The following is a 15,406-nucleotide window of genomic DNA, read 5'->3' as shown; positions in this document are numbered from 1 at the left end:
CGGTCTTTCATGCAGCAGGGGCTCTCAATGTTTTTATGTCCTGCTCATATCGTCTCTGCCGGCAGTTGGGGACAGTCCTTGTTTTGATAGTCGTCTCTTTTATGTTTCCTTTAGCCGTTGCTGCCTAGGATGGGGGTTAGTCGGCAGGAAGGGAGCGTCTATATGGACGACGCGAGCGAGCGTGCAATCGAAGAGGACATGCTCGATCAGTTCAATTACTTTGATGATGAGGACGAGGAGCTGATCGACCGTCGCGAGCCAGCGCCGCTTGATTCCTTTGATCTGGTCGATGAAGAGGCTGATGAGGTTGAGGGTGAATCAGTGGAGCCCCCACAGCCTTCGCGCCTTGACTCGCTGCTTTCGAGAGCCCCCATGCACCACGGCGTTCGTGCCGGCGCGCTCCATATGAAAACTGACTGGCATCAGATCGTGACGGCAGGCGATGAACTTGCCGTCGATGCGCCGCTCACCGATAAGTCATCCATCATCTGCCGCACCGGCATGCTTATGCTCGCGAGCGGAACGGGTGCCTGGCGTGTACGCGATACCATGAATCGTGTTGCTGACGTGCTCGGCGTCACAATTCACGTCGACCTGAGTCTTCTGTCGTTTGAGTGCACTTGCATCGAAGATGGCCACTGCTTTAACGAGGTTGTCAGCCTGCCCACAACGGGAGTCAATACCCATCGCATTTGGATGATGGAGAGTTTCCTCAAGGAAATCGAGACCTATGGTCGTCGCTTCACGGTGCACGAGTATCACGAGATGCTCAAGACCGTTGAGAGTTCAAAACCTGATTACGCGCCTTGGCAACAGGGCCTTGCGGCGGCCTGCGCCTGTGGCGCCTTCGTTTTTTTGCTCGGCGGCGGCCCTATCGAGATGGCCTGCGCGTTCGTGGGCGCGGGTGTCGGCAACTTTGCCCGCTCCCATATTCTCAAGCAAGGCCTTGGTCAGTTCAGCGCGCTGACGACCGGCGTTGCGCTCGCTTGCGTTTCGTATCTGCTGGCATTGCTCGGCCTTGGCCAGGTCATACCGGGGGCAATGTCGCACCAAGAAGGCTATATCGGCGCCATGCTCTTTGTGATTCCCGGCTTTCCGCTCATTACGGCAGGCCTCGACATCGCTAAGCTCGACATGCGAAGCGGTATCGAGCGCCTTTCATATGCCGTATCGATTATTGTGATGGCGACCCTCGTAGGTTGGATGGTTGCCGAGTGTGTTGGCCTGGCGCCGGACGACTTTGCCCCACTGGGCCTTTCGCCGCTTGCCCTTACGCTCCTGCGCGTGGTGATGAGCTTCGTTGGCGTATTCGGCTTCTCGGTGATGTTCAACAGCCCGGTAAAGATGGCCGCGGCAGCTGGGTTGATCGGCGCCGTTTCCAATACCCTGCGCCTTACGCTCGTCGATGCGCCGACGATGATTCCCTTCCTGGGCCTCAGCACGGGAATGCCTCCCGAGGCAGCAGCGTTTATCGGCGCGCTGGTATCGGGTCTGCTGGCAAGCTTGGCCGAAGTCAAGCTCACCTACCCGCGTATCGCTCTCACGGTGCCTTCGATTGTCATTATGGTGCCGGGTTTGTATCTGTATCGCTCGATGTATTACATGTGCACCTTCGACACAGTCAATATGCTCGGTTGGTTTGTGCGTGCAGTGCTCATCGTGGCGTTTTTGCCCGTTGGTCTGGGTGTGGCGAGAACCCTCACCGACCCTCGCTGGCGCCACACCAGCTAATTGGTGCAAAGGGGACAGGTTACTTTGCACCCCCAATGAGTTGCGGTGAAATAGGGACTGAATTGCTGCTTAAAGGGTCAAAACAGTCCGTATTCCACCGCAACTTATGGGGTCGGGGGGGGGGATTATTGGTGCCCTGCATCTCCACAAACTCAACGCTTACGAAGCGCGCGCCGTTCGTGTTAGGATAGTTCCACCACATAAGTAGTCGCAGACGCACGTACCACGGGCGGGCGAGATGAAGTCCCAACAGCTCCATCTTGCCCGCCCGTTTTTGTTGCGTGGTGCCGTGGCGTAACACAGAAAGGACAATGCCCTTTATGCCTATCAACAAACGAGAGAGCCTGCTGTTCACCTTTATCATGTGCTTTTGCATGGTGCTCTGGATGAGCATCTACAACGTTGCCCTGCAGCATGGGGCCATCAACGGCGAGGTTGTTGCCGCCGCGTGGCTCGGCTTCCCCGTTGCCTACATTTTTGCCATGTGCTGCGACTGGTTTGTTGCCAGCCCCCTTGCCAAGGGTTTCGCCTTTAAATTCCTGGTCACGCCGGGCAAGAGTTCGCCGCTTGCCATGACGCTTGCCGTCAGCTCCTGCATGGTCGTTCCCATGGTCATCATCATGTCGCTGTACGGTGCCTGTGAGGGTCTGACGCACATGCCCGGCGGCATCCTTGCGAACCTGTATTCCGTGCCCGCGATCTGGATGATCAACATCCCGCATAATTTTGTGATGGCGCTGCCGTGGAACCTTTTGGTAGCCGGTCCGATTTCCCACTTCGTCTTCCGTCGCGCCTTCCCTGTGGGGACGGTTTTCGAGGAGGAGCATGTCGAGCTCTTGGAGCAGGCTATGGCTCCTGAGTGCGAGTAGCTCGCTTAGGGATCTGCTGAGCGCGGGCGACTTGCTTGGTTGGAGCCCTAAGCGTGGATAGCTCTCTCGGCGACATCGCGGGCGTGAGCGGTGCGCATGACCGGAGGGCCCGTGCTGCTCCGTTGCCCGACGTGCTAGCGCGCAGAACAATCTGTTGGTGCATTCGGCGGCTGCTGAAGCGTTTCGGCAGCCGCTTTTTATACGGAGTTTAAATACAACAGTCTGTTGTATTACGTAGAGTGGTATATCTCTAGCGGGAAAAATGCGAGAGACGGAGCATTATGGCGTTGCTAGTAGGACTGGACGTAGGGTCGACGACGACCAAAGTTTACGCGATGCACGAGGATATGACCGAGGCGTGGTGGGGATATCGCCGCCACGGGGCGTGTCAGACAGCGAGCGTGCGCGCCATGCTCGGCGAGCTCGCCGAGCGCTTTCCCCATGAGTCACTGCGCGTTGCGGTGACCGGCTCGGGTGCGCGCGATATCGCGACCGCGCTGGGCGCCTCGTACGTTCAGGAGGTGGTCGCCAACGCGCTCGCGATCAGCAGGTTCTATCCGCAGACGCGCTGCGCCATCGAGCTGGGCGGCCAAGACGCCAAGATGATCTTCTTCCGCACCAACGATAAGGGAGACATCGAGGTTGCCGACATGCGCATGAACGGCTCGTGCGCAGGCGGTACCGGTGCATTTATCGACGAGATGGCAAAGCTCATGGGGGTCGGCACCGAATCGGGCGAGTTCGAGCAGCTCGCAAGCCGGGGAACGACCGTCCACGAGGTCTCGGGCCGCTGCGGCGTGTACGCAAAGACCGATATCCAGCCGCTGCTCAACGAGGGCATTCCTACCACCGACCTGGCGCTTTCGGCGCTTCACGCGGTCGCCCGCCAAACGATCGGCGGTCTGGCCCAGGGTATCGACATCGAGCCGCCGGTAATCTTCGAGGGCGGTACGCTCGCCTACAACCCCACACTGGTCCGCGTGTTCCGGGAGCAACTGAATCTATCGGACGATCAGGTTATCGTCCCGCGCGATCCGCAGATCATGGTCGCGCGCGGTGCCGCCCTGTCGCTGACCGACATGTTCGCATCGTCCCAACCGATCGACCTTCCCGACGCTTTTGTCCGGCTGGATAAGCTCGAGACGGTCGCGCCCGCAAGCGGGGAGGGACGTCTTGCCCAGCCCTTTTTTGCCACACCTGCCGAGCAGGCGGATTTTACGGCACGCCATGGCAAAGAGACGCCGGCAAAGGGTCCGGATGCGTATGCGCCCGGAGAGACGGTGCGTGTGGCGCTCGGTATCGATTCGGGGAGCACGACGACCAAGTTCGCCCTGGTCGATGAGGCGGGTGAGCTTGTCGATTCGTTCTACGCGTCTAATAACGGCAGACCGCTCGACGTCGCCCAACAGGGTCTTGTCAGCTTGAAGAACCGCTGGGAGACAGCGGGAGTCACGCTTGCGATCGATGCCGTGGGCACCACGGGATACGGCGAGGAGCTTTTCGCGCGCGCGTTCCACGCCGACTACCATACGGTCGAGACGGTCGCGCACGCCCGCGCCGCGTGCGCATGCGTTCCCGATGCGACCTTCGTGCTCGACATCGGCGGACAGGATATGAAGGCCATCTGGCTCAACCACGGCGTGCTGACCGATATCGTCGTCAACGAGGCGTGCTCTGCGGGCTGCGGCTCGTTCCTCGAGGGTTTTGCCAAAAACCTCGGAATAGCCGTTGAGGATATCGCGACCGAGGCATTTTCGTCCAAAGCCCCCGCCGTTCTCGGCAGCCGCTGCACGGTGTTCATGAACAGCAGCGTCGTTTCCGAGCAGCGGCGCGGTAAGGGTCCGGGCGACATCATGGCCGGTCTCTGCCGTTCGATTATCGAGAACGTGTTCACCAAGGTCATTCGCGTTTCAAATCTCAACCGTCTGGGCGACAAAGTCGTCGTCCAGGGCGGCACGTTCCGAAACGACGCGGTGCTGCGCGCATTCGAGCAGTATCTGGGCAAACCCGTCACGCGTGCGCCCCACCCGGGGCTGATGGGCGCTATCGGTATCGCCCTGCTCGCGCGCGAGGAATGCCGCAAGGGCGACGCCGGCACGTCGTTTATCGGGCTCGATGCCGTGGAGCGCTTCGAGCATCGCGAGTTCGGCGGCGTTACCTGCCGTCGGTGCAACAACCGCTGCCAGCGCGCGGTCGTGGCATTTGGCGACGGCTCGCTTTACGTCACGGGCAATCGCTGCCCGCGCGGCGGCGCCATCTCATGGGATGAGCTCGTGCGCGAGGTTCCCGCGGCGGAGGAGCTGCGTCCGCAGGGTGCTTGCGAGGCACAGGCACCCGGCACGGGGCGCGACCGGACCGCGGCTGCCCCCAATCTCTTTGTCGACCGCGAGAAGCTGCTGTTCGAGTCGTACCCCACGGTTCCCGTCAGCGGGGGGCGCGATGTCACGATCGGCATTCCCCGTGTGCTCGAGTTCTGGGACACCATGCCGTTCTGGTCGACGTTCTTCAGCACGCTCGGCTTTAAGGTGCGCGTCTCGGGACGAAGCACCAAGGCGATGTACGAGCGCGGTCTGGCGCACGTCACATCCGACACCGTGTGCTTCCCGGCCAAGCTCGTCCACGGGCACATCCGCAATCTCGTCGACGCCGGCGTCGACCGCATCTTCATGCCCATCATCACGACGGTGCCCACCGAAAACACCGCCTCTACCAGCGAGTGGATGTGCGCCGTCGTAAAGGGATACCCCTACGTGATGCGCAATTCCGATAACCCGGAGGAGCGTTTCGGCGTTCCGTTCGATACGCCGCTGTTCCACTGGTACGACGAGGGCGACCGAAACCGCCAGCTCAAGGCGTGGTGCAAGGAGACCTTCGATATCGATGCCGACCTGGTTGCCAAGGCGACCGAGCAGGCGGACCGCGCGCAGGAGACGTTTGAGAACCAGCTGCAGCTGCGCGGCAGGCAGGTGCTCGAGAACGTGCACGAGGACGGCGGCTACGCGGTGGTGATCGCTTCGCGCCCGTACCACAACGACCCGCTGGTCAACCACGGGCTGCCCAAGCTCTTCTCTGAGCGCGGCATCCCCGTGCTGACGCCCGATGCGGTGCCGGGGGTCTGCAACGTCGATCTTTCCAACAGCCGCATCGACATCGTGAACAACTATCATGCGCGCATGCTGTCGTGCGCGGTCATCGTCGCATCGACGCCCGAGCTCGAGCTCGTGCAGATGGGCAGCTTCGGCTGCGGCCACGATGCGTATCTCACCGACGAGATCGCGCGCATGATGGGCGAGATGGGCTCCAAGGTTCCGATGATGATCAAGCTCGATGAGAGCGACGTCGCCGGTCCCATGGGCATTCGCGTGCGTTCGTTTATCGAGTCGGTCAACCGTCGTCGCGCGGAGGAGCGTGCCGAGGGCGCCCGGGTGCACGCGGTCCATCCGCTCGACGACCCGTATAAGGTCAAGTACACCAAGCGCGACCGGCACGACAAGATCGCGCTGGTCCCCAACACCTCCCATGCGTTCTGCAGGCTCATGACCGCGGCGATGCGCAATCAGGGCGTGCGCGCCGAGGCCCTTGATATCGGGCGCGAGGATGCCATCCGCCTGGGCAAACGCTATGTGCACAACGACATCTGCTTCCCCGCGCAAATCGTGATCGGCGAGGCGCTCGCGGCACTCAAGAGCGGTAAGTACGACCCGCACGACGTCGCCGTGGTGACTGGCAAGTATATCGGCGACTGCCGCCTGACGCACTACATGCCCCTGCTGCGCCGCGCGCTCGACGACGCGGGATACGACTATGTCCCGGTGCTCACCAACGACGACGTCGATGCCCACAATGCGCATCCGGGCTTCAAGCTCGGCCTTGGCCCGAGCATCCAGATCGCCTACGGTCTTCCCATGATCGATGCCCTCGAGGCCATGCTTAGGCGCATCCGTCCCTACGAGCTCGAGAAGGGCGCGGCGGACGCTGCGTTCGACCGCGCGCTCGATGAGGTTATCGAGGGCATGGAGCGCTCCGGGCTGAGAGGCCAGGCGACGGGCTTCAAACGCGCGCTTGCGATCATGGACGCCGTTCCGTACGACCGCTCGAACCCGCATCCGACCGTTCTCATCGTGGGCGAGTACCTGCTCAATTTCCATCTCGGCGCCAACCACGAGATCGAGCGCTACCTCGAGGACAACGGGCTCGAGGTCATCGAGGCGCGCATGACCGACGTGATCCGCAAGACCTATTTCTACAAGCATGCGCAGTCGCGCGAGTTCCACGTCGACCTGTCGCTGCCCGAAAAGGCCTGGTACGCCACGGCGGACAACCTGTTCGAGCTCGCGCACGACCGTTGCGACCGCCTGGGCGCGGCGAGCCCGCTCTACGAGCCGCCGACGCGCATGCCCGAGCTCGTGCGCGCGAGCGATAAGATCCTGCACCATACGTTCGATGCGGGCGAGGGTGTGCTGATTCCGGCGGAGATTCTCGAGCACGCCAAGCGCGGCTGCCGCAACTTCGTGATCCTGCAGCCGTTCGGGTGTCTGCCCAACCATGTCGTGGGGCGCGGGCTCATCCATGCGCTCAAGGAGCAGTATCCCACGGCGCAGTTCCTGCCGCTCGACTACGATCCCGACGTGAGCTTCGCCAACGTGGAGAACCGTCTTCAGATGCTCATCATGAACGCCAAGGCGCAGGGGTGCGGTGAGGCGCATGGCGAGACCGCGTAAGGACGCCGATGCGCCCGATGCACGCACCCGTATCATCGAGGCGTTTTGGGAGCTCATCGAGAACAACAGCATCTTCGAGCTGTCGGTTGGCGAGGTGACCCGCGCCGCCCAGTGCAATCGCGGAACGTTTTACTACTATTTTCACGATTTCGATGAACTCGTCGCCATCGCCATAGCCCAGCTGCTGCAGGATAACGAGCTCATCACCGATGCCCTCTGGCATTTTTCGAGCGAGGGCGACCTTTCGGCGTTCGACCGGCGCGACGTCCGCTGCCTGCTGCAGCGCATCGTCATCACCATGAGGGCGGGTGCCGCCGAGCAGGTCGTGCAGGGCATCCATACGATCATCATCGACCGCGTGAGAGAGATCGTCCACCCCGACGGAGAAGAGCTCAAGGCAGATTCGAGCTTTGCGGTGGGCTTTCTGGTCTCGGGCATCATGGGCTTTGTGATGGCGGTCGGCTTTGCCCGGGAGGGCGGCGAGGAGATAGACCTCGAGCAGCCGGGGGACAGCGCGTGCGCGTACCTGAGGGCGGTCGCCATGCAGACGGTGGAAACGGTCGCGCAAGTCGAGGGCGTCGATACATCCGAGCTGCTCGAACGCGTCTCCAAGGAGGCCGATGCCTATCGCGCATCGCGTGCGACGAGTCCCGACGTGGTGAAAGACGCCTAGGGTTTCTCTTGCGGGGCGCCTGTCGCGCATCGCGCGGTGAGTCCCGCGATGCGGTCATAACCTGCATTCATGTGAGCCGGGTTTATAGATATTCCTCCAGCTGTTAACATAGACAACCTGTGGGTAAAGAGACAAAAGCGCCGCCGACGGGCGGGCGTTTTGATTTCGATGAACTCATGTAAGGAAACGAGCATGTTAGATAGATTTACCGATCGAGCGCGCAAGGTCATGTCGATGGCCAAACAGGAGGCGCTCGATCTGCACTCAAATAAGGTGGGCACCGAGCACTTGCTGCTCGCGCTTGCCAAGGAGGACGAGGGCATTGCCGCCGAGGCGCTGCGCTCGCTCGACATCTCCTACGATGACATCATGGATACTCTCAAAGAGGTCCAGACCACGGTTCCCGAGCCCAGCGAGGAGACCGAGGCGGCCAAGCTCGCCTTTACGCCGCTCGTCATCAGCGTGATGGAGCGCTCCTTCCGCGTGGCACGCGAGAACAACCAGACCTACGTTTCGACCGAGCACTTGCTGATCGGCATCGTCGAAGAGGGCAACGGCATGGCCATGGACATCCTCATGCGCCTGGGCGTGTCGTCCGCCTCCATCAAAAAGGCTATCGAGAAACTCACCGCCAAGGACCAGGACAAGAAGCGTCCGCTCGCCGGTGCCGGTGCCGGGCGTCCCGGTGCGGGCCTGCCGTTCTTTAGCGGCTCGGATGCCTCTCAGCAAAAGGGGAGTGGCACCGATACGCTTAAGCAGTTCGCGACCAACCTCACGCAGAAGGCGCGCGACGGCGAGCTCGATCCCGTGATTGGCCGCGAAAAGGAAGTCCAGCGCATGATGGAGATCCTTTCGCGCCGCACCAAGAACAATCCGCTTATCCTGGGCGATCCCGGCGTGGGCAAGACGGCTATCGTCGAGGGCCTGGCGCAGCAGATTGCTGCCGGCAACGTGCCCGAGAATCTTATGAACCAGAATATCTGGACGCTCGATTTGCCGGGTCTTGTCGCGGGTGCCAAGTATCGCGGTGAGTTTGAGGAGCGCCTCAAGAACGTGATCCAGGAGGCGACCGAAGCCGACGACGTCATCCTGTTTATTGACGAGATGCACACCATCATCGGTGCCGGCTCTGCCGAGGGCTCCATCGACGCGAGCTCCATGCTCAAGCCCGTGCTCGCGCGCGGTGCCTTCCAGATTATCGGCGCCACCACGGCCGAGGAATTCCGCAAGTACCTCACCAAGGACCCGGCCTTCGAGCGTCGCTTCCAGACCATCGATGTCGAGGAGCCGAGCGTCGAGGACACGGTCAAGATCCTGACCGCGCTCAAGCCGCGCTACGAGGAGCACCACCATGTGCGCTATACGCAGGGTGCTATCGAGGCCGCCGCGAACCTCTCCGACCGCTACATCCAGGATCGCTTCCTGCCCGATAAGGCCATCGACCTCATTGACGAGGCCGGCGCCCGCGCCCGCATCGCCGCCAACCGCGCGCCCGAGCCGGTGCGCGAGGCCGAGCATCGCGTGGAGGAGCTTAAGGCCGCCGCGCAGGAGGCCACCGAGAGCGACGACATGAACAAGGCCGCCGAGATCACCGAGCAGCAAAAGGCTGCCGAGATTGAGCTCGCCGAGGCCAAGGCTGCCTGGACGGCCGAGCTCGACGCCAGCCCGCTCACCATCGATGTCTCCCAGATTGCCGACATCGTGTCCGTGACCTCGGGCGTGCCGGTTTCCTCGCTCACCGAGAGCGAGAGCCGGCGCCTGCTGCAGACCGAAAGCGTGCTCAAGACGCGCATCATCGGCCAGGATGAGGCAGTCGAGGCCGTCGCCAAGGCCGTGCGCCGCAGCCGCTCGCCGCTCAAGGACCCGCGTCGTCCCGGTGGCAGCTTTATCTTCCTTGGTCCCACCGGCACAGGCAAGACCGAGCTCGCCAAGACGCTCGCCGAGTATCTCTTTGGCAGCAAGGACGCGCTCATCAGCTTCGATATGTCGGAGTTTGGCAGTGAGTTCGAGGTCTCCAAGCTCATCGGTAGCCCCCCGGGCTATGTGGGCCACGACGAGGGCGGCCAGCTCACCAAGGCTGTTCGCCGTCACCCGTACTCGGTCGTGCTGTTCGACGAGATCGAGAAGGCGCACCCCGACATCTTCAATATCCTGCTGCAGGTGTTGGAGGAGGGCCATCTGACCGATAGCCAGGGCAAGACGGTCGACTTCCGCAATACGGTGATCATCATGACGTCAAACGTGGGCGCCCGCGAGATCGCGCAGGATGCGAGCGTTGGCTTTGGCACCACCGGCGAGCAGGGCCTCACCTCGAGTGAGATCCGCGGCCGCGCGATGGGCGAGCTCAAGCGCCTGTTCCGCCCCGAGCTGCTCAACCGTATCGACGACATCGTGGTGTTCCAGAAGCTCTCGGGCGAGAACCTGACCAAGATTGCGCACCTGCTGGTGGACGATCTGCGCCAGCGCCTGATCGCAAACGGCATGAACATCAAGCTTACCGATGCGGCCTACGACAAGATTGTGGCGGAGGGTACCGACCTCACCAACGGCGCGCGTCCGCTGCGTCGTGCCATCCAAAAGCTCATCGAGGATCCGCTGTCCGAGGAACTGCTGGCTGGCGAGTGGGGCGAGGGCGATACCGTCCTGTGCGACGTGGCCGATGGCAAGTTTGTCTTTAGCCGCGGCACGGGCGAGATCCCGGCACCGCGTCCGGCGGGCACGCTTGGTGGCGATACCGCCCCGGCGGTACCGCACACCGGCAACGCCGCGCCCGTGAGCGGCGGCGTGACCTCGGGCCCCGGCGGCATGATGCAAGCCGGTTCCGGCGCGCTGTAGGGCGTGGCGACAATTTGATACGCGCAATCGAGGCGCTCCGGAAAGGGCGCCTCGATTTGTAGAGCTGCGGAAGTTGTGACCGTTACGCTATACGGTCCACCGTTAGCCGATGATGCGAGGGCGCTCGGCGTTTTCGACTGGTTTATGCACGCAAAGTCTGGGAATATACAAGTCGCATGTCTTACTGTCTAACCAGTTGCGCCAAGGAGGCACCATGGACTACAAGATTACCGGCTACGAGCCCGCCCAGCTGTTCCATTTCTTTGAGGAGGTCAGCGCGATCCCCCGTGGGTCTGGCAACGAGAAGGGCATCAGCGATTTCCTGGTCGCGTTTGCCAAGGAGCGCGGTCTCGATGTGTATCAGGACGAGGTCTACAACGTCATCATTCGCAAGCCCGCATCTGCCGGCGCCGAGAATGCCCCGACCGTGATGCTACAGGGCCACATCGATATGGTGTGCGACAAGTTGGGCTCCGTTGAGCACGACTTTACGACCGATGGTATCGACCTGGTCGTCAAGGACGGCGTCCTCACCGCCAACGGCACCACCCTGGGCGCCGACAACGGTATCGCCGTCGCTCTGATGCTCACTGTTCTCGATGACGATTCGATCGTTCACCCTGCCCTCGAGTGCGTATTCACCACCGACGAGGAGACTGGCCTGGTCGGCGCCGAGACGCTCGACAAGTCCCAGATTAGCGCCCGCACCATGATTAACCTTGACTCCGAGGAAGAGGGCGTTGCCACCGTCAGCTGCGCCGGCGGTGTCGTCGTTACCTACACCTGCCCGATCGCGCGCGAGCACAAGACCGGTGGCACCCTCACGCTCGACATCTCCGGCCTGCTGGGCGGTCACTCCGGCAGCGATATCCACCTGGAGCGCGGCAACGGCAACCTCATCATGGCCCGCATCATCGACCGCCTGATGGTTGCCGGCGAGCCCGCCATCGTCAGCTTCAACGGCGGCACCAAGGACAACGCCATCAACCGTGAGTGCAAGGCTGTTCTGGTCTACGCCGACCACGCTGCCGCCGAGGCCGCGGCCCAGATCGCAAAGGGCATCATCGCCGACGTCACTGCCGAGCTCGAGGTCTTCGACCCCGGCTTTACCTGCACCGTCGAGATTGCCGACGACGCCGAGGTCGAGGCCATGGACCAGAAGTCCGCGCTTGCCCTCATCCGCGCCCTGCGTCTTGCCCCTAACGGCGTGATTCGCCGCAACGTCGCCACCGACGGCTCCGTCGAGGTTTCCTCCAACATCGGTGTGGTTGCCACCTCTGACGACGAGGTCAAGATCATGCTGTCCCCGCGCTCCTCGATCACCTCGCTGCAGAACGAGTTTAAGGACCGCCTGCAGACGCTGGCCGATGTCCTGGGCTTCGACGCCAAGTTTGAGTTCGAGTATCCCGGCTGGAGCTATGCTGAGCATTCGCCGGTCCGCGACGTCTTTGTCGAGAGCTATCGCGAGCTCTTTGGCTCCGAGCTGCGCATCGAGTCCATCCACGCCGGCCTTGAGTGCGGCCTGTTTGCCGAGGCCCTGCACGGCCTGGACGCCATCGCCGTGGGCCCGACGCTCTCCGATGTCCACACCCCGGACGAGAGCATGGAGCTCGCTTCTGCCGAGCGCTTCTACGAGCTGCTCATCGACGTGCTCAAGCGCCTCGCTGCGTAAAGGTTGCGCTAGCAGCAGTCCGGGCTACGTGCCGGTGGATTGCAAATGACATTATGAGAGGGGGCATCCGAGCTTTTGCGACGGGTGCCCCTCTCTTCTTTTAAGAAATGGGAAATTACGGCCACCTAGTCCATTTCTGCCCTGATGAGGTCGAGGGCGCGCTGGCAGTTTTCGCGGACGGGGCCGAGCATATGCTCGCGCAGGTCCGCCATGCCGGGCAGGTCGGCGTATTCGTCCATGACCTCTTCCATGCAAATGGGTACCTCGTAGGCGAGGTCCATCATGGTCGCAAAGCAAAACTTCTCGGATAGCCCGGCATCGGTGAGCGTCGCCTCCAGCGTGGGGTCGCCCATACCGTGGTATCGGCGGATAGCGCCTGGACCGATGCACCCCACACGATTTTCGCCGCCAACGCTCATGGCAAGGCGCGCCCGGCGGCGCATGCGCTCATACGCCAAACCCGACGCGACATCGTACATTCGAGCCATCATGGCTGCGCCGTCGTTTCCAAGGAGCAGGGAATAGTTTTTCGCGTGCGCATCCGGTGCGCCGATGATGGCGTTAAAGAAAAGTATCTGCGTAAACAGATACAGGTTAAGTTGATGGTGGCTCGTATTTACGAGGAGCTCTTGAATGTCGCGTGTGGTCGGGCCGCCGTCTGCCGTGTACTTTTGGGCGGGCATCACCCCAAGTGCCTGACAGAGGTCTTCTTGATGTAGGCGCCTGATCGTTCCGTCTTTGACTTTCACGCGGTCATAGCGCTCAACAATGAGGGCAGGTTCGTCCTCAAACATACGATATTCGACGTTTGCCGTTGCGATGCCGGCGCGCTGGGCGCTTTTCATGCAGACAAACTCATTGAGAGCCTCGAGTTTAAATCCGATAACGCCATTTTTGAAAATATGCGTCGTGGGCGAGGAGCCCATGCATTCGCACCAGCGGCCGTTTATGAACGCGAGCGCGAACTTGCCCTGGTTGCCTCCAAGTGACCAACTTTCATCTAGACCCATCCACGATGCATCGCGGTCATCTCTGATCGACTTGAGACGAAGAGCAATTTCGTGGTTGTCTATAGGGCGGTATTCGCCAGCGCGATGCAGGACGGCGTCGGTATCTTCTTCGGCACAAAACTGCACGCCGCCCGGACAGTCGAGTCCGATATGGCTGAGCAACGCAACGGGATTGTTGGGCCTAACGTCGAATTCGGCGGCAATCGCTTTTCGTTGGTCCTCGCTGTCGGGTAGAAGGCCAAACAGGTACGGATTCATGACCTGTTGTCCGTATGTGCGATTCGATACGGGTATGTTGGTCGATAGGGCTGGCCCGTCATAGTCATGATCGTAGGTAAAGCTGATAAGACCGTTCTCATCTTGCGTGAGCGTTCCAGCAGGCACGCCGCAAATAATGGTCCGAAGTGATGTTCTGGCCATTGGCTATTTCCCTTCGGGCATGGCTTGGCTAGATGCGTTTGTGGCAATCGAGACTCCGAGATTGGACATGGCGAAATCGGCGAAGACCTCGTCGTAGAGTGCGGATGTAAAGGGGGCATCTGCAAGAGCCGGAATGGTTGTGCTGCGACGGTTGCGATGATGAAGACGTTGGGCGTGATGGCGTCTGGAGGTGCTGCAAGGTTGATCAGCATGCGGGGCGTCGACTGGTTGCTCATTTTTCGTTTCGCCTATATCCCCTTGAGCGGCGAGCGCCAGTCCAAGAGCACCGAAAACTGCCAGCAGCTTGTCGAGCCGAATGCCCGTGGCATCTCCCAGCTCGAGCGATGCGAGCAGGCGTTCCGAAACACCGGCTTTTTTAGCGAGGGCGGCACGGGTGATCCCCTGCGCCTCGCGCGCCTGACGCACGTAGATGCCGGCTTGGCGCGGCGTGGTGATGGGAAGGGTATCCATGGCAATCTCCTAACGTGCAGACTTTTGCATCCTAGTATGACATGCAAAAGTCTGCATGAAAAGGCCCATGCAAAACTCTGCATGAGACCTCATACGGACGTTTAGTTTTGAAGGGTGTTTTACAGCACCAAAAAACCCAAGTGTTCCAGCAGGATCTTGAGGCCGATAAGGATGAGCACGACGCCACCCACGATGGTGGCGGGTTTTTCGTAGCGCGCGCCAAAGGTGTGGCCAATCGCCACGCCGGCGACGGAGAAGATAAACGTTGTGATGCCTATAAGCGATACAGCGGGCACGATGTCGACCGAGAGCGCGGCAAATGAGATGCCCACGGCTAGGGCGTCGATTGAGGTGGCGATAGCGAGGATCAGGTACTCGACCAGGTCAATCTTTTCGGCATCCTTGCCGTCGTCTTCATCCTCGTCTTCGGTAAAGGCTTCCCACAGCATTTTGCCGCCGATGAAGGCGAGCAGGATAAAGGCGATCCAGTGGTCGATGGGGCCGATGATGCTCATGAATTGACTGCCAAGCGCCCATCCGATCACGGGCATGCCTGCCTGGAAGCCGCCAAAGAACAGGCCGAGCACTACGGCGACCTTAAGGTTGATCTTCTTCATGCCAAGGCCCTTGCAGATGGATACGGCAAAGGCGTCCATCGAAAGGCCAACGGCGAGCAACACGAGCTCTGCGAGTCCCATAGTCTGGCTCCCTCTCTGCGGGCGGGCCCGCGTGTACCTCTTGGGGGAGTAACAAAAAAGACTCGTGGCGTACGCGTTGCGCGCACAGCCACGAGTCTCGTTCATTAAGGCAAGCCAGGCCGCATCGGCCAGTGTGTTGACTTGCCGCGCCACCGGAGGCGAACCCGATCACGCGACTACTCCCTCATTTATGCGAATCCCGATGCTACCACATAAGCAGCTCATTTGGATTGGGGCTCTCAGCTGTGTTCGCTCATTCTGTAAGCATCGGATTTTGCGGGCGTCACAGGGGCAAACCGTGAGAAA

At 61.2% G+C, this 15,406-nt stretch carries 9 protein-coding genes; 6 read left to right on the top strand and 3 right to left on the bottom strand.

What is annotated here, in order from left to right; genetic code table 11:
- Positions 1–162 precede the first annotated feature (162 nt).
- The 6 genes from LK493_RS08880 to LK493_RS08855 all read left to right on the top strand — a co-directional run bounded on the left by LK493_RS08880 (position 163) and on the right by LK493_RS08855 (position 12,501).
- The gene (locus LK493_RS08880) at positions 163–1,731 is read left to right on the top strand and encodes a threonine/serine exporter family protein (RefSeq protein ID WP_227790783.1); all 1,569 of its coding nucleotides are present in this window, start codon (positions 163–165) and stop codon (positions 1,729–1,731) included.
- Between the two features lie 320 nt (positions 1,732–2,051).
- Positions 2,052–2,600: a DUF2798 domain-containing protein gene (locus LK493_RS08875; RefSeq protein ID WP_227790782.1), complete on the top strand. Its 549-nt coding sequence runs from the start codon at positions 2,052–2,054 to the stop codon at positions 2,598–2,600.
- Positions 2,601–2,881: 281 nt separating this feature from the next.
- On the top strand, positions 2,882–7,321 hold the full coding sequence (locus LK493_RS08870) for an acyl-CoA dehydratase activase (RefSeq protein ID WP_227790781.1): 4,440 nt from the start codon (positions 2,882–2,884) through the stop codon (positions 7,319–7,321).
- Positions 7,305–7,994: a TetR/AcrR family transcriptional regulator gene (locus LK493_RS08865; RefSeq protein ID WP_227790780.1), complete on the top strand. Its 690-nt coding sequence runs from the start codon at positions 7,305–7,307 to the stop codon at positions 7,992–7,994. Before LK493_RS08870 ends, LK493_RS08865 begins: the two co-directional genes overlap by 17 nt.
- 192 nt (positions 7,995–8,186) lie before the next feature.
- A complete protein-coding gene (locus LK493_RS08860) occupies positions 8,187–10,829 on the top strand; it encodes an ATP-dependent Clp protease ATP-binding subunit (protein ID WP_227790779.1) in 2,643 nt (880 codons plus the stop codon).
- Positions 10,830–11,043: 214 nt separating this feature from the next.
- Positions 11,044–12,501: an aminoacyl-histidine dipeptidase gene (locus LK493_RS08855; protein WP_227790778.1), complete on the top strand. Its 1,458-nt coding sequence runs from the start codon at positions 11,044–11,046 to the stop codon at positions 12,499–12,501.
- Between the two features lie 125 nt (positions 12,502–12,626).
- Here the strand turns inward: LK493_RS08855 and LK493_RS08850 are convergent, their stop codons facing one another.
- The 3 genes from LK493_RS08850 to LK493_RS08840 form a co-directional block, all read right to left on the bottom strand.
- Entirely contained in the window at positions 12,627–13,931 is a 1,305-nt protein-coding gene (locus tag LK493_RS08850; RefSeq protein ID WP_227790777.1) for a type II toxin-antitoxin system HipA family toxin, read from the bottom strand.
- Between the two features lie 3 nt (positions 13,932–13,934).
- Positions 13,935–14,402 carry a helix-turn-helix domain-containing protein gene (locus LK493_RS08845; RefSeq protein ID WP_227790776.1) on the bottom strand — a complete coding sequence of 156 codons (468 nt, stop codon included), beginning with the start codon at positions 14,400–14,402 and terminating at the stop codon, positions 13,935–13,937.
- A gap of 119 nt (positions 14,403–14,521) precedes the next feature.
- Positions 14,522–15,100, bottom strand: a complete 579-nt coding sequence (locus LK493_RS08840) for a manganese efflux pump MntP (RefSeq protein WP_227790775.1) — start codon at positions 15,098–15,100, stop codon at positions 14,522–14,524.
- Between the last annotated feature and the right edge of the window lie 306 nt (positions 15,101–15,406).

This window comes from Collinsella aerofaciens, assembly GCF_020709435.1.
Lineage (GTDB): Bacteria > Actinomycetota > Coriobacteriia > Coriobacteriales > Coriobacteriaceae > Collinsella > Collinsella aerofaciens_AU.
The sequence above is the reverse complement of the archived record's forward strand: the minus strand, read 5'-3'. Positions and strand labels throughout refer to the sequence as shown.